The following is a 17,350-nucleotide window of genomic DNA, read 5'->3' on the forward strand; positions in this document are numbered from 1 at the left end:
CAAGGATGCCGAGAAGGATTTTCTTCGATGAACTGTCGCGTGATTTTGAGCGTGATGTTGGCTCTGGCGGCAACGGGCTGTGCCGGCTGGAACAAGGGCGCGCCGTCCTGTGACGGCTCGGCCAAGCGCCCGCTTAACAAGTCGCTGTGGGACTGGGAGACAAACCCACCCGTCGCACCGCAGCCTGATGCACCGCCGGTCAAACGGCTTGGCCAAGCGAAGCCGACCGCCTCCGCCAACGGCGGCAAACAGCCAAGCGCGACCTGGTCGTCCTTCAATATCGCGCGATCGTTCCTGCCTTGCGGGGAGGCGACCCGCCATGGTTAGGCCCGACAATCTCAAGGACTATTTCGACAATGCGCGCCGCTGGGAGCAGGATTTGCTGCTGACGGCGCAGCGCTCGAAGCGGCTGGCCTGGTTCGTTGCGACCGCAGCCTGCGTTCTCGCGACGGCCGCCGTCGGCGCAATTGCAGCCCTCGCGCCGCTGAAGACCGTCGAGCCCTTCGTCATCCGCGTCGACAACGCGACAGGCATCGTCGAGACGGTCTCGGCGCTCGGGACATCGCCGCGCAGCTACGACGAGGCGGTCACCAAGTATTTTCTCGGTCGCTACGTCCGCTCGCGCGAAGGCTACAGCCAGGCCGAGGCCGCCAGCAATTTCCAGACGGTGGCGCTCCTGTCCTCGCAGGCCGAGCAGGCGCGCTTTGCCGCCGTCTATCGCGGCTCGAACCCGGAAAGTCCGCAGGTGCTGCATGGGCGCTTCGGCGTCGCAGAAGTCCGCATAAAGGCGATCTCGCTCCTGGCCGACAACCTCGCCTCCGTCCGCTTCCTCAAGGAAAGCCGCAAGGGTGAGGAGATCAAGGTGACCCATTGGATCGCGACGCTGACCTTTGCCTATGTCAACGCGCCGGTCTCTTCGACCGATCGCCTGATCAACCCGCTCGGCTTCCTCGTCTCGGAATACCGCGCCGATCCGGAGGTCGCGCCGTGATCCACCGCGTCATCGCAATTGGATGCGGGCTGCTCCTGGCGCTCGGCCTCGGACTGCCTTCGATTGCCCTGCAACTCCCGACCGCAGGAGCCCGTGACGAGCGCGTGCGCTTCGTCGCCTATGACCCAGCCAATGTCGTCAAAGTCCACGGCGTTATCCGGGCCTCGACCCAAGTGATCTTCGCCGAGGATGAGGAAATCGCCCATGTCGCGATCGGCGACTCGATCGCCTGGGAGGTCGCGCCGGCCGGCTCGATCCTGTTCCTCAAACCCCGCGAAAAGCATCCGCCGACCAATCTGCAGGTCGTCACCACGCGTCGCGACGGACGCAAGCGCTCCTACCAGTTCGAGCTTTCGATCGCGGAAGCCTCGCTGAAGGAGAGCTTTTTTGTCGTGAAGTACTCCTATCCGGTCGACGAAGCCGATCGGCGTCGCGCCGAGCACGAGGCGCGAGGCCAGCAGCGCGAAGGCGCGGTCATCGACCAGACCTTTGATCTCCACCAGCAGTATGGCGCGCGCAACTGGCGGTTCTCGGCGCAGGGGCCGGCCGATCTCGAACCCGATGGCGTCTTCGACGACGGAAAAGTCACGAGCTTCCGCTTCGCGGGCAATCGCGAGGTGCCGGCAATCTACATGGTCGGCTCGGACGGCGCGGAAAGCCTCGTGCCGAAGGATGTGCGCGGGGAGGTCGTCGTGGTGCATGCCACCGCGCGCGAATTCCGGCTGCGTCGCGGCAGCGAGGTCCTCTGCATCTTCAACGAGGCGTTTGACGCCGTAGGCGTGAACCCGGGGACCGGCACAACGAGTCCCAGCATCGCGCGGACCCAGAAGCAGCCAGCCCCTGTTCGGCGTCGTTGAGGAGCGTGTCATGACTGATCAGACTTCGTCATCAGGCGTCGAGGGCGAACGCGGCATCACGCCGGTTTCGGGACCGGTCGAAGGCAGCGGCCGGGCCTTGGCCAGGCGCGGCATCGGCGCGGCCGCGCTGATCGCGTTTTCGGTCCTTGTGATCTGGAGTACCTGGAAATCGGAAAAACCCGTCGAGCAGGACGGCGCCAAGCCAATCATCCGCCAGACGACAACCTTCGAGCCGGCGCGCGAGCCGCCGGCGCCGGCTCCTGTCCAGGAGGCGGCCCTGCCGGTCCTGCCGCCTCAACTCGCACCTGCCGCTGCTCCGCAGACAGACAAGCTGATGGAGAGCGCTCGGCGTGCGCCAGTACTCGCCTTCAATCGGCCAAGTCGCGGATCGTCCAGCGACGGGGCAGGGCAGGGGGCCGCTCTCCCGGGTTCGGCTCTTCTCGCAAGCTCTGCCGAGCCGCGCAACGAGTTGGCCGACAAGCTGAAAGCGACCACCATTGAGGGCGTGCGCGCCGCGCGCCTGCCAAACCGCAATCTCCTGGTGACGCAAGGGACTGCGATTCCTTGCGTGCTCGAGACGGCGATGTCGTCGGATGTGCCGGGCTTCGTCTCGTGTGTCGTGCTGCGCGATGTCCTGTCGGATTCAGGCCATGTCGTGCTGATGGAGAAAGGCACGCAGATCGTTGGGGAATATCGCGGCCAGGTCCGAAAAGGCTCCAAGCGCATGTTCGTGCTCTGGACGCGGGCAAAAACCCCGACCGGCGTCATCGTCGCGCTGGCCTCGCCAGCGACCGACGCGCTCGGCCGCGCAGGTTTTGACGGCAAGATCGACACGCATTTCTGGGAGAGGTTCGGTGCGGCTCTGCTGCTCTCGATCGTCAGCGACGCCGCTGCGATCGGCCGCCAGCAGCTCGACGATGCCGATATCGAGATCCGCAACACGTCGGGCGCGGCCAACACGGCTGCGGGCATCGCCGTCGAGCGCTCGATAGACATTCCGCCGACGCTCAACAAGAACCAGGGCGAGCGGGTCAACATCTTTGTCGCCCGTGATCTGGATTTCTCCTCGGTCTACGATCTCAAGCGGATCGAAAGCCGCGCGCGGATTCTGGATCGCACGGTGCACGGTATCGATGCCGGTGTGGCCGCCGGCTCGCGGGTCACGAAGCCATGACCGTGCTCGCGCCTGAGCCCACGGAGGCCGAATGCGTCGTCGTCGTCGCGCCGGTCGCGCCAAGCGCCGCGACCGCTTCCGAGCGGCGCGCCAGCCGCGTCGTGCTCGAGCGGTATCTGACGCCGCTCGCGCGCTTCCTGGCGCAACCGGACCTTACCGAGATCGTTGTCAACCGTCCGGGCGAGGTGTTCACGGAAGGTCCGGGCGGCTGGCATCGGCATGAGCTTCACGATCTGAGCCACGCGCATCTGATGCATCTGGCGACGGCGGCAGCCGCCTACACCCGACAGGACATCGGTCCAGATCATCCGATCGTCTCGACGACGCTGCCCGGCGAGGAGCGCTGCCAGATCGTCGTGCCGCCAGCGGTACCGGCAGGAACCGTCAGCCTGACCATCCGGAAGCCCTCGACGGTCACGATGACGCTTGAGGATTTCGAGGAGCGCGACCTGTTCTCCGACATTCGTGTGACCAGCGATGATCTCTCGGATGACGAAAACGAGTTGGTTCGCCTGCGAGACGCCGGCCAGTGGCGTGAATTCCTGTCGCTCGCTGTGCGCAGCCGCCGCAACATCATCATCTCCGGCGCGACTGGCTCCGGCAAAACCACGCTGTCGAAGGGTCTGATTGCTCAGATTCCGGCGGCCGAGCGCCTCCTCACGATCGAGGACACGGCCGAACTGGTCGTGCCGCAGCCCAATCATGTCCGTCTGCTCTATGCCAAAGACGGGCAGGGCCTCGCCAAAGTAGGTCCGCGCGAACTTCTCGAATCCTGCCTACGCATGCGGCCCGACCGCATCCTTTTGCAGGAGCTGCGCGATGGCACGGCTTTTTTCTATCTGCGCAATGTGAACTCCGGGCATCCGGGCTCGATCACCACGGTCCATGCCGATTCCGCACGCCTGGCCTTCGAGCAGTTGACGCTGCTGGTGAAGGAAAGTGCCGAGGGGAGGGACCTTGCCCGCGACGACATTCGCAACCTGCTGCGCCAGACCGTCGACGTCGTCATCCAGATGAAACGCGAGCACGGCCGCTTCCGCATCACGGAGATCGACTATGACCCTGTTCGAAAGCGGCTCGCCAGCGCGTAGCGCAGCGCTGCGACTTGGCCTTGCCGTCGCTGGCATCGCCGTCTTCCTGCTCGTCGGCTCGAACGTCCTGCTGCTGGGCCTGCGCACTCATGACGGTGGCTTCCACTGGAACGAGCTTGCGATCGCCTGGCCGCATTACGGCACGAACGAGCGCCTCGACCGCTGGATCAGCTTTGGTACGCTGGCCGGCACGATAGCAACCTTCGGGTTGATGGGATTTATTCTGCGGACCAAACCACGTCCGCTGCATGGCGAAGCGCGGTTCGCCACCGAGCGCGACATCCGCAAAGCGGGCTTACGCGCGAAACAGGGAATCATGCTCGGGCGGAAAGACGGCAAGTTCCTGTGCTTCGGCGGCCCCGAGCACGTTATGGTCTATGCCCCGACGCGGTCGGGCAAGGGCGTTGGCTATGTCATCCCGAACCTACTGAACTGGCCCGATTCCGTGGTCGCGCTCGACGTCAAGAAGGAGAACTTTGATCGCACGGCCGGTTTCCGCGAGGCCAGCGGGCAGGCGGTCTTCCTGTTCGATCCGCTCGACGAGCAGGGCCGCACCGCACGCTACAATCCGCTCGCCTACGTTCGCCGCGATCCGGTCGATCTTTACGACGACCTGCAGCGTATCGCGGTCATGCTGTTCCCGGCCGAGAACAGGGTCGATCCGTTCTGGTTCGAGACCGCGCGATCGGCGTTTGTCGCGATCGGCGGCTATGTCGCCGAGACGCCGGGCCTGCCGCTGACCATCGGCGAAATCCTGCGGCAGCTTTCGGCCTCCAGCGACCTTAAGGCTCATTTCCTCGCCGCGATGAAGCAGCGTGCCAAGAGCACGGCGCCCCTCTCGGCGCATTGCATCGGGGCGCTGAACGACTTTCTGTCGGCCTCCGAGAACACCATGAACTCGGTGCGCAAAACCACGACAGCGCGGCTTGGCCTTTGGCTCAATCCGCGCATCGACGCTGCGACCTCCGCGAATGATTTTGATCTGCGCGAGCTGCGCTCCCGGCCAATGTCGATCTATCTCGGCGTCACGCCCGACAATCTCGACCGGATGGCGCCGCTGCTCAACCTGTTCTTCCAGCAGGTCATCGACCTGAACAGCCGCGAGCTGCCCGAGCAGAACCCAAAGCTCAATCGCCGTGTCCTGCTGCTACTCGACGAGTTCCCGGCGCTTGGGCATGTCGGCGTGCTCGCGAAATCCGTCGCCTTCGTCGCCGGCTACGGCATCCGCCTGCTCACCATCATTCAGAGCCCATCACAGCTCCGGGCGATCTACGGCCCCGATCTCGCCAAGACCATCATGACCAACCACGCGATCGAGGTCGTGTTCGCGCCAAAGGAGCAGGACGTTGCGAACGAGTTGTCCGAGCGGATCGGCTACGACACGGTCCAGGCAAAAAGTCGCTCGCGACCGTGGGGTCTATCGTCGGGAAAACGAAGCGAGTCAGTCTCGGACCAGCGCCGCGCATTGATGCTGCCTCAGGAGCTCAAGCTGATCCCGTCGTCGAAGGCGTTCATCCTGGCTGCCAGCGCGCCGCCGATCATCTGCGACAAGATCATCTATTACGAGGACGCCGCCTTCACCGCGCGACTGAAACCAGCGCCGGTGATCGCTCTCAACCGCGGTCCTTCGAACATGCTGCTGGCGAGCGAGATCATCGAGCTGAAATCTGCCGTCGCCGAGTTGCAGGCGACGTTCCGGACCCGGCCGATGACGGATGAAGAAATAGCCGACCCGTCGCTGATCCCTGACGATGCGACGTTCGACTTCGGCAACGTGCCCGTCGATCTCGAAGGGCTTTCGGAGGATGAATTGAAAGACTGGTGCTCGCAGGTGATCGATGCCGCCATCATCCCCGCGAAGGGAGCGGGTCAGCCAGTGAAGGAGATGCGTCGTGGCCGATGACAAGAGCGATCCCGGCGAGTTTTCGATCGGGCGAGGTCGTAACAAAGGTGCAAATGCCGATAGTTTCGAAAAGCATGGACCATCTCGCACCCCGCCAGGCCGAGGAGAGACTGCTCAAGCCGAGATCGACCTAGGTGGTGCCAGCCAGCGCCACTCCGAAAGCGGAATGCCAGAGCGGCTACGGCGCAAATACTATGTCGCCGAAGCGGGTACGCGTGACGAGGCGAACGCCTACGCCGATCCGAGAGGTGAGTATCTTGCGTTCAAAGTCTCAGCCGAACGATTGGCGACGCGGCTCGAGGACGTTGGCGTCATCCGCGACATGGTGTCGATCGCACAGCATAGAGGCTGGGGGGAAGTGCAGGTTCGCGGGTCGGTCGAGTTCCGACGGACGGCCTGGCTCGAATCTTCAGTGCGCGGATTGGCGGTTCGTGGTTATGAGCCCGATCCCATTGACCGGGCCGCGCTGTCGTTCCGGACGAAGTCGGATGTCGATCCAGCGCGGAGCCGATCACAATCCCAACAACGCGGACCTGAAGCGTCCGAAACAGTCTTTGTGGCGGGCGTTTCAGCCAAGAGACCCATCGACGTGACGGTTATGCCGCCTGAGCGCGGCGTAGAGCCGACCCATCCGAAGCACGCGGCCGAGGGCTCCTTCCGGAGCAGCAGAGATCAGCATGCATGGTTGAAGGCCGGACGTCATCGAGCCGACCCTCCAATTGACAGATCCGCAATCACAATTGACGTGCTGCCATTTCGAGCGGCGACATCCGATCGACCCTCGCGCACTGCTGGCGAGCGGCGTGCCGATGTATTCCGGTCGGCCCATCGTCAGCAGAACGGAGTTGATGACGTCGTCAAAGCTGCGCGATCGCAAATGACGGCGATCGAACAGGCTCTTGCCAAAGCGGTTCTCGATCCGGCTTTACGACAATCGGTTTTGGCGCATGCAGAGGCTCGGATCGCTGAACAACTTGAGCGGGGCGGGGAGTTCAAGCATGCCGAAGTGAGAACGCGCACGAAACCGGAGAGGCCGTCGAAGGTGTCGAGCGTCAGTTCACCGCGCAAAAATCGGCCGGACACTCCGGAGGCCCATTGGGATCGATGATACCGTCTCGCTGTCGCTTGCAAGTCAGCATGCGCGGTGGTTGCTGCTTATACGGCTGTCGATTATCGGCACCTTAGAACTCCTTATAGAAGTAGCATTGCCCGCTGAGTCCCGCGACAACAGCGCACATCGCAACCTGACACGATTTCTCTATTTTCAGGAATGTCTGAAAACTGAGCAACGCCATGAACCTGCCACCGCTCTGCGAAGCCTTCGTCCTGCATTTCGGCGAGATGGGTAGCCGCTGGGGCGTCAACCGCACCGTCGGGCAGATCTACGCCGTGCTGTTCATCGCCGAGACGGCGCTCTGCGCCGATGATCTGGTCGACCGGCTCGGCATCTCCCGCTCCAACGTCTCGATGGGGCTGAAGGAACTGCAGAGCTGGAACCTGGTGCGACAGCGGCCCGTGGCCGGCGACCGGCGTGACTTCTTCACGACGCCCGACGACATCTACTCGATCGTCCGCACGCTCGTGAACGAGCGCAAGAAACGCGAGATCGACCCGACGCTGTCGATGCTGCGCGAACTGCTGATGCAGACTCCCGCCAACGCGCAGGAGCAGCACGCCCAGTCGCGCCTGAAGGACATGCACGAGCTGATCGAGCTCCTGACGGCCTGGTATGCCGACATCGAGAAGCTCGAGACCGACCGGCTGATCCAGCTGCTCAGTCTCGGCTCGAAGGTCGCCAAGATCCTCGAGGTCAAGGACCGCATCTTCGCGCTGCCCGGCGGCAAGGCCCGCCAGCCCCTCTCCAGCACACCCAACCGAGGCTGATTTCGATGGACCCGATCGTCCTGGCGCGCATCCAGTTCGGCGCCAACATTTCCTTCCACATCCTGTTCCCGACCATCACCATCGCACTCGGCTGGGTGTTGCTGTTCTTCAAGCTCGCCTTCAACCGCAGCGGCGACGAGAAGTGGATGAACGCCTACCGCTTCTTCGTGAAGGTCTTCGCCCTGACCTTCGCGCTCGGCGTCGTCTCCGGCATCACCATGAGCTTCCAGTTTGGCACCAACTGGCCGGGCTTCATGAACACGGTCGGCGCCGTCGCTGGGCCGCTACTGGCCTATGAGGTGCTGACCGCCTTCTTCCTGGAGGCGACCTTCCTCGGCATCATGCTGTTCGGCTTCCGCAAGGTCCCCAACTGGGTGCACACGCTGGCGACCTTCCTCGTCGCCTTCGGCACGACCATGTCGGCCTTCTGGATCATTGTGCTGAACTCCTGGATGCACACGCCCGCCGGCTACGAGCTGCGAGAGGGCGTCGTGCACGCCACCAACTGGGCGGCGATCATCTTCAACCCGTCCATGCCCTACCGGCTGGGCCACATGCTGCTGGCCTCGGGCCTGACCTGCGCCTTCCTTCTGGCGGGCCTCTCGGCCTGGCGCTGGCTGCGCCAGGACCGCGGGCCCGACGTGATGGCGGTGCTGCGCACCGGCGTGACGCTCGGCGCCCTTCTGATCCCGGCGCAGATCCTGGTCGGCGACCTGCACGGGCTCAACACACTGGAGCACCAGCCGGCCAAGGTCGCCGCGATGGAGGGCAACTGGGAGACGCGCGGGCATGTGCCGCTGCTGCTCTTCGCGCTGCCCAACGAAACGGAGCGCCGCAACGATCTCGAGATCGGCGTGCCCTCGGGCGCCAGCCTGATCCTGAAGCACGAGGCCGCCGGCGTGATCCCGGGCCTGAACCAGTTCGTCGCGCCCGACGGCACGAAGCTGCATCCGCCGGTGGCGCCGGTGTTCTTCGGCTTCCGCGTCATGGTCGGCACCGGCATGCTGATGCTGGCGGTCTCCTGGTACGGCGCCTGGCGGCTGTGGCGCCGGCGCGAGCCCGGCACCGTCCTCGCCTGGGTGCTGGTCGGCATGACCTTCTCGGGCTGGGTCGCGACGCTGGCCGGCTGGTACGTTACCGAGATCGGTCGCCAGCCCTGGCTGGTGACCGGCGTTCTGACCACGGCGCAGGCGGCCTCGCAGGTGCCCGCCGGCATGATCGCCAGCACGCTGATGGCCTATCTCGCGATCTATGCCCTGCTGATCGCGGCCTATGTCTCGGTGCTGTTCCACCTCGCCGGCAAGGGCCTCAAGGCGGTCGCCTCGCCCAGCGGGGCCGGCGTCAGCAAGAGCGGCAGCGGCAAGAGCGTTGGCGACAGGGGCGGAGGCTACGCCCAGCCTGCCGGCGCCACCGCGCAGACGACGTGACGGAGGCTGCGATGAGCTGGCTCGACGGGCACACCCTGCCCCTGATCTTCGCGGCGCTGATGGGCGTCTCGATCCTCGCCTATGTCATCCTCGATGGCTACGATCTCGGCGTCGGCATGCTGATGGCAGGCGTCGAGCGGCCCGAGCGCGACGCGATGATCGCGACCATCGGTCCGTTCTGGGACGCCAACGAGACCTGGCTCGTGCTTGGCATCGGCCTGCTGCTGGTCGCCTTCCCGCAGGCGCACGGGCTCGTGCTGCAGGCGCTCTACCTGCCTGTGGCGCTGATGCTGCTCGGCCTCACCCTGCGCGGCGTGGCCTTCGAGTTCCGGGTCAAGGCGCAGCAGACGCACCAGCGCTGGTGGGACGGCGCCTTCATCTGCGGCTCGCTGCTGACCGCGCTGACGCAGGGATACATGCTGGGCCTCTACATCATGGGCTTCGCGCCCGGCCTGCTGACGCAATTCTTCGCTATCGGCGCCGGGCTCGGCCTGACGGCGGCCTACTGCTTCGTTGGGGCGACCTGGCTGCTCGGCAAGACCTCGGGTGCGCTGCAGGCCCGCGCCGTGGTCTGGACCCGCACAACGCTGGTGGCGACCGCGCTCGCCATGGCGGCGGTCTCGATCGCGACGCCGCTGGTCAGCCCGCGCATCTTCGAGCGCTGGTTCTCCTTCCCCAACATCATCGGGCTGGCGCCGATCCCGCTGATGACGGGCGCGCTGTTCCTGGCGCTGTGGGGGTTCCTGAAGCGCATGCCGCGCAGCGACCACTCGCTCGACTTCGTGCCGTTTGCGGGCGCGACCGCGCTGTTTGCGCTCGGCTTCCTGGGCCTGGCCTATTCCTTCTACCCCTATGTCGTGCCCGAGCGGCTGACGATCTGGGAGGCGGCGAGCGCACCCGAGAGCCTGCTGATCATCCTGATCGGCGCGGCCTGCGTGCTGCCATTGATCGCCGCCTATACGGCGTTTAGCTACTACGTGTTCCGCGGCAAGGCGACGGAGCTGCGCTACGACTGACGCCGTCCTTGGCTCGCGACAGGGTCTTGTCGTGCCTCTTGGGATTCGATGCGTCCGGCAGCGAGCCCATGGCGATGCTGACGCTGGTCCTCGCGATGCTCAATGCGGTTGAGATTCAAGGCCTCGCAGTTGCGCCTGTCGAGGCCGGGTTCGGAGCCGAGACCTGCGGCGGCGCGGGCGGCGGGGCGGTCCCCTCGCGCTGGCGCGCCCGTTCGACCGGCTTGCGCTCGACCACGCGCGGTTTTGGCGGCGGTCTGGCGCGGGGGGCGATGACCTAGAGTTGGACAAGCGCGATTAGCGTGCCGATCGCCGGGTGCCCGCCGCCGATGCCTGCGAGCATCGGCCGGCGCGAGCGTCGGTTCGATATCGCGACCAATGGTCGGAAAGAACCAACCGACACGGTGAACCGCCTCGGTTCAGATTATTGTCAATCTGAGCCGCGAGCGGTTTCAGTCAAACGGTCGATCAATGCTTGCCATACACGCGGGTCTGACCGTCAGCGCCGATGAGCAAAGTCTCGAATTTGTCTGGCGTGACGCCTGGAACCTCCATTCCGGGCGATCCAACAGGCATGTCGGGAACGGCTAGGCCAAGAGCCGCCGGCCTGCCTTTCAATAACTTGCGAATGTCTGAGGCCGGTACATGACCCTCGACGAAGTAGCCTTCGACAACGGCGGTGTGGCAGGACTGGACTTTATCCGGGACACCCGTAACACGCTTGATTGCAGCCATGTCGCTGCTTTCGACGACGCGCGGCGTGAAGCCGGCCTGCTCGAGATGTCGGACCCACGCCTTGCAGCAGCCGCAGGTTGGGCTGAGATGGACCTTGATCTCCTGGGCGCTCGCCGGGAGAGCCGGTAGCAGGAAGGCGAGAAGAAGGGCCGACGTAGGCTTCATCATAATCTCCAGATCAACGAGAATTCTTATGTCGAGGCAGAGTGGGATGCCGTATGCACGGTCGGTCCATGCGGCAAAACCGGATCGCCGGCGATGACCTGCGCCAGTTGCTGCTCTGGCTGGGCGAGGCGAGGCAGGGCGATAGTCACCCGAAGACCGCCTTCTGGACGGTTAGCTAGCGCGATCTCGCCGCCATGTGCGAGGACAACGGCGCGCGCAATGGTCAAACCGAGGCCGGAGCCGCCGGTGTCGCGTCCCCGCGATTCCTCGAGGCGGACGAAGGGTTGGAAGACGCGCTCGAAATCACGCTCCAGGATCCCTGGCCCGTCGTCCTCGATCGTGATCGCGAGACCATCCGGCGTCTCGGTGACGACGACCATGGCGCGGGTGCCGTATTTAACCGCATTGCCGATGACGTTCCAAAAAGCGCGCTTGAGCGCGAGCAGCCGGCCGAGCACGCGGCCATGACTGGTTCCACTTAGGCTGACCGCATGCCCCTGGTCGGCGTGGTCATCGACAATCGTCTCGATCACCGAGACGATGTCGATCGGCCTGATCGCCTCGCTCGAGGCGCCGCCGCGCAGGAACTCCAGCGTTGAATCGATCATGCCCTCCATTTCGGCAAGGTCGGCGTCGACGAGGTCGCGGGTCGCCTCGTCCTCCATCAGTTCGGAGCGCAGCCGCAGCCGCGTGATCGGCGTGCGCAGATCGTGCGAGACGGCCGCTAAGGCCTGCATTCTCTCGGAAACGAGGCGCTGGATGCGTTCGCGCATGGTGTTGAAGGCGCGCGCCGCGCGCCGGACTTCGGCCGGGCCGGTTTCGTCTAGCGGCTTCGGAATCTGATCCAGGCTGAACCGCTCGGCCGCAACGGCGAGATCGCGAAGCGGCCGCGTTGCCCAGCGCAATAGCAAGACCGCCACGACAATGATCGCCACACCGAAGCAGATTGTGACGGCAAGCAAACTCCAGTCTGCGTGCTGAGTTGCGCCGAGCGTGGTCGAGGAGAAGTTGACCCAGGAGCCGTCATCGAGTCTGACCGAGACTAGCATCATGTGCCGGTAGGCATCGGCGTCGCCCGAATTGAGCGCGCCGTCGTCGGCAAAACCGAGGCGGAAGGATTCTGACGCCAGATCGGGGACGAGTTCCTTGAGCTTGGCTTCCATCGCCGCTGTCCGCTCGGTGGTGGGCGCAGTGCCGAGAACCAGGCTGACCTTGCTCCAATGGACCTCAAGACTAGCGCTCGTCAGATCATGCGCCGCGCGGTCGCGCTCCGGCTCCTGGGGGATGCCTGCGATGGCGCGTTTGATCGAAACGATGCGCTCTGCCAGCCCGCGATCACGCTGCGCGCTCGCCAGGCTCTCAACCCCGACGCGATAGGCCCAGTAGCCGACAAGATGGAATGCCAGCAGCGCGGCGACTAGGATGAGAATGGCGCGGCCGGCCACGGTGTCAGGGAAACCCTTCTGGAACATGCGAGTCATGCCGGCTGACCCTCCCGCGTCTGAACAGCGGGGGTGAACATGTACCCGGCACCGCGAATTGTCTTGATCAGCTGACCGCCATTGGCGTCGGCCTCCAGCTTGCGGCGCAGGCGGCTGATCTGAACATCGATCGCCCGGTCGAAAGGATCGCTGTTTCTGGTCTTGGCGAACTGCATCAAGGCTTCGCGCGACAAAACCCGGTTGGCGTGTTCGATGAAGGCGACCATCAGGTCGAACTCGCCAGTCGATAGATCGACGAGCGTGCCGGAGGGCGAAACCAGCTCGCGCCGCCGCAAATCCATCCTCCAGCCGTCGAAGACGACGAACTCGCTCGCGCGGCCGTCTCCTGCTCTGCGCATGTTGCGCGAACGTCTGAGCACCGCGCGAACTCGCGCCAAAAGCTCTCGAGGGCTGAATGGCTTGGTGACGTAGTCGTCGGCGCCAGCCTCCAGTCCGATGACGCGGTCGCTCTCCTCGCTGCGCGCCGTCAGCATCACGATCGGAACCTGCGAGGTGGCGCGAACATCCCCGCAGAGATCGAAGCCCGAACGTCCAGGCAGCATCAGGTCGAGAATAATGAGATCGATGTCTGCCTGTCTCAGGACATCAAGCATGACGCGTCCGTCGGGCGCGCCCGTCACTTTGTAGCCGTGGCGCTGCAGGAAGCGGGCAACCAGTACGCGTATCTGCGGGTCGTCATCGACCACAAGCACATGGCCGTGGTCGTCGGCTGCGGAGGCGGTCGGGGTATTTGTCACGAGCATCTTTCGAGCGGCGCCAGCGGGCCTGCCCAACCGTATGGCCGGCGAGCAGATCGACAATATAGCTGCGTTGTGCCGGCTAGGCGCGATCGGCATTGCAACAATTTGTAACGGACAGTCATCGTCGCCGTTGCTACCAAACTGTATCGAGGCTTTGGGGTCGAACGAATCGCGATGGCCGTAAAATTTGCTTTCACCGCTTTCTTAGCGCTCGCTCTGGGGGCCTGCTCAGTCGCTCCAGTGCCGGTCCATCTGGCTCGACCGGCCGATCCGAGCGCTCGCGTCCCGGCCGTCCGCTATCAGAGCGTCACCGCCGGCGTCACCGCGATGCGTCCGGCCGAGCCGAAGAACTGGCGGGAATTGAATCGTAGAGTAGGGCCTCAGCAGTGACTGCAATGACTCGCGCCTTCCATACCTCTCAGCCGATCTTGCAGAGTTCTATTCGCCGCTTTTCGCTGCTTGCCGGCGTCGGCTTGCTTCTTGGCGGCTGCGCCTCCTTCTCTGCCGATGGCGGCGTCGGCACAGTCCAGACCATCGCTTACACGGAGCTGAACAAGGACGTCGTCAAGATCACGGACGATGGAGTCGCCGGCAGCGCCAAAGCGCGGGTCGATCAGCTTCTCAAGAAGCCGCTCACGGCCGACAGCGCGGTCCAGATTGCGCTCCTGAACAATCGCGGACTGCAAGCCGCCTTTAACGAACTCGGCATCGCCGAGGCGCAGATGGTAATCGCCAGCCTGCCGCCAAATCCACGGTTCGCGCTCTCGTCGCGCACGGGCACACTGTCGCTCGAAATCGAACGGCAGGTCGTCGGCAGCATTTTCGCGCTGGCGACTTTGCCGGCGCGCGCGGACGCGGCGCGGGATCGCTTTCAATCGGCCCAACTGCGCGCGGCTGAGGCCGTGTTGAAGCTCGCGGCTGATACGCGGCGGCAATATTTCCGCGCAGTCGCCGCTAACGCTCAGGCCGCCTTCTATCTGGAGGCCAAGGCCTCGACAGACGCTGCGACACAACTGTTCAAGCGTCTGGGCGAATCAGGAGGCATCAACAAACTCGACCAGGCCCGCGAGTTCGCCTTCGACGCCGAACTCGGCGCCCAGCTTGCGCAGGCCCGTCTGCAACAGCGCCAAGAACGTGAGCGACTGGTGCGCCTGCTCGGCATTTGGGGCGACGACCTGAAATTCAGGTTGCCGGGTTCGCTGCCGCCACTTCCGGGCCTGCCGAGCATCAAAGCTGTAGAGGCTGAGGCGCTGCGCAAGCGAATTGATATCCAGATCGCGCGCGGCGATCTGGACCTTCTCGCGAAGACGCTGGGGCTGACGCAGGCGACCCGCTTCATCAACGACATCGACCTTCTCGGCCGGCGCACCTATGATCGGAAGCTGACCGTTCTGCCCGATGGCGACGTCGAGCGTGAGGCCACGCGCACCCGGACTGTCGAGCTTGAGATCGAGATTCCGATCTATGACTTCGGGCAGTCCAAGGTCGCTCTGGCAGAGCAGACTTATATGCAGGCGGCGAATCGCCTGGCGGAGAAGGCGGTCAATGTCCGCTCAGAGGCCCGCGAGGCCTATGTCAGCTATCGCGGCGCGCATGACATCGCCCGACAGTACCTCAACAACGTGCTGCCGCTTCGCAAGATCATTCAGGACGAGGCTCAACTGCAGTATAACGGCATGCTGATCGACGTGACCCAGCTCATCGTCGATGCGCGCGGCCGCATTCTTTCCAACCTCGCCGCGATCAACGCGCGCCGCGACGTCTGGATCGCTCATACCGACTTCAAGCACGCGCTCATCGGCGGCGGCTCGGGCGGGGGCGGCGGAGGCGCCGTCGTCGCAGCGGCCGGCGGCGGCGGCGGCGATGCGCCAGCCCATTGAACCCATCAGGAGCAAGACGCCATGACGGATCTTTCACGCAGGGGTTTCATCGGAACCTCAGGGCTTGTGATCGCAGGCGCGGCCGCCGTGTCGGGCCGCACCGCCTTCGCCTCGGTGCCCGAGGCGCCGACTATGGCAAGCGCCGCCACGCAGGCCCCGCTCGTGCCGACCTCTGGCCCGGATTACCAGCCGGTGGCGACGCTGAACGGCTGGACTCTGCCCGGGCGCATGAATGGCGACTGGAAGGAGTTTCACCTCGTCGCCGAGCCGGTCGAGCGCGAGATCGCGCCGGGCATGATTGCCTATCTCTGGGGCTACAACGGCCAATCGCCGGGCCCAACAATCGAAGCGGTCGAAGGCGACAAGGTCCGCATCTTCGTTACCAACAAGCTGCCCGAGAATACGACGATCCATTGGCACGGGCAGCGCTTGCCCAATGGGATGGACGGCGTCGGCGGCCTGAACCAGCCGCACATCCCGTCCGGCAAGACCTTCGTCTATGAGTTCCTGCTCAGGCGCTCGGGCACCTACATGTACCATCCCCATTCCGACGAGATGGTGCAGATGGCGATGGGCATGATGGGAATGTTCATCGTCCATCCAAAGGATCCGGCCTTCCGCCGCGTTGATCGCGACTTCGTCTTCCTACTCAACGCCTTCGATATCGTGCCCGGCTCCTACGTGCCTAAGGTCAACACCATGCTCGACTTCAACTTGTGGTGCTGGAACAGCCGCGCCTTTCCGGGCATCGACCCGTTCGTTGTGGCCAAGAACGACAAGGTCCGGATCCGCTTCGGCAACCTGACCATGACCAATCATCCGGTCCACATGCATGGCTACGAGTTCAAGGTCTCCTGCACGGACGGCGGTTGGGTCGATCCCGCCGCCGCCTGGGACGAGGTCTCGATCGATTGCGCCGTCGGCCAGATGCGCGCCTTCGACTTCGTCGCCGACGAGCCAGGCGACTGGGCAATCCACTGCCACAAGTCGCACCATACGATGAACGCCATGGGCCACTCGGTGAAGACCTATATCGGCGTCACCAAGAAGGATCTTGTCAGCCGCATCCGCAAGGCTGCGCCCGGCTACATGCCGATGGGCTCGAACGGGATGGGCGAAATGGGCTCTATGGAGATGGAACTGCCCAAAAATACCCTGCCGATGATGACGGGGTATTCGCAGTTCGGTCCCGTCGAGATGGGCGGCATGTTCTCGGTGGTGAAGGTGCGCGAGGGCCTGGCAAAAACCGATTACGCCGACCCCGGACATTACAAGCACCCGGAGGGCACGGTCGCTTACGAGTACAAGGGACAGAAGCTCGCCGAGGCGCCGCGCGTCGAGGGGCCGAAGACTAATCCTGAACTAGCCACATGGCAGGTGAAAGACCCGCGCAAGCCGCGCCTCGGTCCCGATGGCAAGCCGTTACCCGGCGCCAAGGCGGGCGGGGCGCATTCCAACCACTAAACGATCCATCGAACTCCGGAGAAACCGATGATAAAATTGGCGTCATTGAAACTCGCAGGCTTAGCGCTCGCATTGTCGGCCGGTGCTGCGCTTGCTGGACCAGGAGCGGCCGGCCATCACGACGGCGAGGTCGCCTATGGCAAGCCTGGTGACCCCAAGAAGCCGGCCCGCCTTGTCCAGATCTCGATGGGCGAACGTGACGGGAAGATGCAGTTCATCCCCGACAGGATCGAGATCCGACGCGGTGAGCAGGTCAAGTTCCAGCTTCGCAACAATGGCGAGCTCGATCACGAACTCGTCCTCGCGACGCTGGAGGAGAACCTCAAGCACGCCATCGAGATGCAGAAGAACCCCGACATGGAGCATGACGATCCGAACGCCAAGCGCCTGGCGCCGAAAAAGACCGGCGAGATCGTCTGGGCGTTCACCAAGGCGGGCGAGTTTGATTTCTCCTGCTTGATCCCCGGCCATCGTGAAGCCGGAATGACCGGCAAGGTTATCGTCAAATAGGCGCCAGCCTACTC

The 17,350-nt window shown here is 64.3% G+C and carries 17 protein-coding genes; 14 read left to right on the top strand and 3 right to left on the bottom strand.

Translation table 11 applies throughout. The features are described from left to right. The first annotated feature begins 27 nt into the window (after positions 1–27). The 11 genes from GV161_RS30910 to GV161_RS13785 all read left to right on the top strand — a co-directional run bounded on the left by GV161_RS30910 (position 28) and on the right by GV161_RS13785 (position 10,621). On the top strand, positions 28–327 hold the full coding sequence (locus GV161_RS30910) for a type IV secretion pathway protein (protein WP_193219530.1): 300 nt from the start codon (positions 28–30) through the stop codon (positions 325–327). Then, on the top strand, positions 320–991 hold the full coding sequence (locus GV161_RS13740; protein ID WP_152014013.1) for a virB8 family protein: 672 nt from the start codon (positions 320–322) through the stop codon (positions 989–991). Before GV161_RS30910 ends, GV161_RS13740 begins: the two co-directional genes overlap by 8 nt. Continuing rightward, positions 991–1,848, top strand: coding sequence for a P-type conjugative transfer protein VirB9 (gene virB9, locus GV161_RS13745; RefSeq protein ID WP_244624034.1), 858 nt, complete (start codon positions 991–993; stop codon positions 1,846–1,848). The genes GV161_RS13740 and virB9 overlap by 1 nt, the downstream gene beginning before the upstream one ends. Before the next feature lie 10 nt (positions 1,849–1,858). Then, a complete protein-coding gene (virB10, locus tag GV161_RS13750; protein ID WP_152014012.1) occupies positions 1,859–3,022 on the top strand; it encodes a type IV secretion system protein VirB10 in 1,164 nt (387 codons plus the stop codon). Beyond that, entirely contained in the window at positions 3,019–4,113 is a 1,095-nt protein-coding gene (gene virB11, locus GV161_RS13755) for a P-type DNA transfer ATPase VirB11 (protein ID WP_152014011.1), read from the top strand. The genes virB10 and virB11 overlap by 4 nt, the downstream gene beginning before the upstream one ends. Then, positions 4,079–6,016: a type IV secretory system conjugative DNA transfer family protein gene (locus tag GV161_RS13760; protein ID WP_152014010.1), complete on the top strand. Its 1,938-nt coding sequence runs from the start codon at positions 4,079–4,081 to the stop codon at positions 6,014–6,016. Before virB11 ends, GV161_RS13760 begins: the two co-directional genes overlap by 35 nt. Next, positions 6,006–7,124, top strand: a complete 1,119-nt coding sequence (locus GV161_RS13765; RefSeq protein ID WP_152014009.1) for an LPD7 domain-containing protein — start codon at positions 6,006–6,008, stop codon at positions 7,122–7,124. Before GV161_RS13760 ends, GV161_RS13765 begins: the two co-directional genes overlap by 11 nt. A 185-nt stretch (positions 7,125–7,309) precedes the next feature. After that, entirely contained in the window at positions 7,310–7,900 is a 591-nt protein-coding gene (locus tag GV161_RS13770) for a GbsR/MarR family transcriptional regulator (protein ID WP_152014008.1), read from the top strand. A 5-nt stretch (positions 7,901–7,905) separates the two neighbouring features. Continuing rightward, positions 7,906–9,327, top strand: coding sequence for a cytochrome ubiquinol oxidase subunit I (locus GV161_RS13775; protein ID WP_152014007.1), 1,422 nt, complete (start codon positions 7,906–7,908; stop codon positions 9,325–9,327). Positions 9,328–9,338: 11 nt separating this feature from the next. Next, positions 9,339–10,343: a cytochrome d ubiquinol oxidase subunit II gene (locus tag GV161_RS13780; RefSeq protein ID WP_152014006.1), complete on the top strand. Its 1,005-nt coding sequence runs from the start codon at positions 9,339–9,341 to the stop codon at positions 10,341–10,343. Between the two features lie 68 nt (positions 10,344–10,411). Next, positions 10,412–10,621, top strand: coding sequence for a hypothetical protein (locus GV161_RS13785; RefSeq protein ID WP_152014005.1), 210 nt, complete (start codon positions 10,412–10,414; stop codon positions 10,619–10,621). A gap of 187 nt (positions 10,622–10,808) precedes the next feature. Here the strand turns inward: GV161_RS13785 and GV161_RS13790 are convergent, their stop codons facing one another. Genes GV161_RS13790 through GV161_RS13800 form a run of 3 tightly spaced genes read right to left on the bottom strand, consistent with a single transcriptional unit; the run spans position 10,809 to position 13,479 of the window. After that, positions 10,809–11,240, bottom strand: a complete 432-nt coding sequence (locus GV161_RS13790; protein WP_152014004.1) for a DUF411 domain-containing protein — start codon at positions 11,238–11,240, stop codon at positions 10,809–10,811. A 26-nt stretch (positions 11,241–11,266) separates the two neighbouring features. Further along, the gene (locus GV161_RS13795) at positions 11,267–12,721 is read right to left on the bottom strand and encodes an ATP-binding protein (protein ID WP_152014003.1); all 1,455 of its coding nucleotides are present in this window, start codon (positions 12,719–12,721) and stop codon (positions 11,267–11,269) included. Continuing rightward, complete coding sequence (locus GV161_RS13800; RefSeq protein WP_244624020.1) at positions 12,718–13,479, bottom strand: response regulator transcription factor; 762 nt, start codon at positions 13,477–13,479, stop codon at positions 12,718–12,720. The genes GV161_RS13795 and GV161_RS13800 overlap by 4 nt, the downstream gene beginning before the upstream one ends. A gap of 398 nt (positions 13,480–13,877) precedes the next feature. Here GV161_RS13800 and GV161_RS13805 point away from each other — a divergent pair, with 398 nt between their 5' ends. From GV161_RS13805 to GV161_RS13815, 3 genes are read left to right on the top strand one after another with little or no spacing between them, the layout of a single operon-like run. Then, complete coding sequence (locus GV161_RS13805) at positions 13,878–15,362, top strand: TolC family protein (protein WP_152014001.1); 1,485 nt, start codon at positions 13,878–13,880, stop codon at positions 15,360–15,362. 21 nt (positions 15,363–15,383) lie between these two features. Then, positions 15,384–16,826, top strand: a complete 1,443-nt coding sequence (locus tag GV161_RS13810; RefSeq protein ID WP_152014000.1) for a copper oxidase — start codon at positions 15,384–15,386, stop codon at positions 16,824–16,826. A gap of 27 nt (positions 16,827–16,853) precedes the next feature. Then, positions 16,854–17,336, top strand: a complete 483-nt coding sequence (locus GV161_RS13815) for a cupredoxin family protein (protein WP_100962067.1) — start codon at positions 16,854–16,856, stop codon at positions 17,334–17,336. Positions 17,337–17,350: the final 14 nt, after the last annotated feature.

The organism is Bosea sp. 29B (assembly GCF_902506165.1).
Lineage (GTDB): Bacteria > Pseudomonadota > Alphaproteobacteria > Rhizobiales > Beijerinckiaceae > Allobosea.

What these genes read in the sequence shown, in the direction of transcription:
- GV161_RS13740 (WP_152014013.1), top strand. Translation starts at nt 320, where the DNA reads ATGGTTAGGCCCGACAATCTCAAGGACTATTTCGACAATGCGCGCCGC.
- GV161_RS13815 (WP_100962067.1), top strand. Translation starts at nt 16,854, where the DNA reads ATGATAAAATTGGCGTCATTGAAACTCGCAGGCTTAGCGCTCGCATTG.
- GV161_RS13810 (WP_152014000.1), top strand. Translation starts at nt 15,384, where the DNA reads ATGACGGATCTTTCACGCAGGGGTTTCATCGGAACCTCAGGGCTTGTG.
- GV161_RS13805 (WP_152014001.1), top strand. Translation starts at nt 13,878, where the DNA reads ATGACTCGCGCCTTCCATACCTCTCAGCCGATCTTGCAGAGTTCTATT.
- GV161_RS13770 (WP_152014008.1), top strand. Translation starts at nt 7,310, where the DNA reads ATGAACCTGCCACCGCTCTGCGAAGCCTTCGTCCTGCATTTCGGCGAG.
- GV161_RS13760 (WP_152014010.1), top strand. Translation starts at nt 4,079, where the DNA reads ATGACCCTGTTCGAAAGCGGCTCGCCAGCGCGTAGCGCAGCGCTGCGA.
- GV161_RS13795 (WP_152014003.1), bottom strand. Translation starts at nt 12,721, where the DNA reads ATGACTCGCATGTTCCAGAAGGGTTTCCCTGACACCGTGGCCGGCCGC.
- GV161_RS30910 (WP_193219530.1), top strand. Translation starts at nt 28, where the DNA reads ATGAACTGTCGCGTGATTTTGAGCGTGATGTTGGCTCTGGCGGCAACG.
- GV161_RS13780 (WP_152014006.1), top strand. Translation starts at nt 9,339, where the DNA reads ATGAGCTGGCTCGACGGGCACACCCTGCCCCTGATCTTCGCGGCGCTG.
- virB11 (WP_152014011.1), top strand. Translation starts at nt 3,019, where the DNA reads ATGACCGTGCTCGCGCCTGAGCCCACGGAGGCCGAATGCGTCGTCGTC.
- GV161_RS13790 (WP_152014004.1), bottom strand. Translation starts at nt 11,240, where the DNA reads ATGAAGCCTACGTCGGCCCTTCTTCTCGCCTTCCTGCTACCGGCTCTC.
- virB10 (WP_152014012.1), top strand. Translation starts at nt 1,859, where the DNA reads ATGACTGATCAGACTTCGTCATCAGGCGTCGAGGGCGAACGCGGCATC.
- GV161_RS13785 (WP_152014005.1), top strand. Translation starts at nt 10,412, where the DNA reads ATGGCGATGCTGACGCTGGTCCTCGCGATGCTCAATGCGGTTGAGATT.
- GV161_RS13775 (WP_152014007.1), top strand. Translation starts at nt 7,906, where the DNA reads ATGGACCCGATCGTCCTGGCGCGCATCCAGTTCGGCGCCAACATTTCC.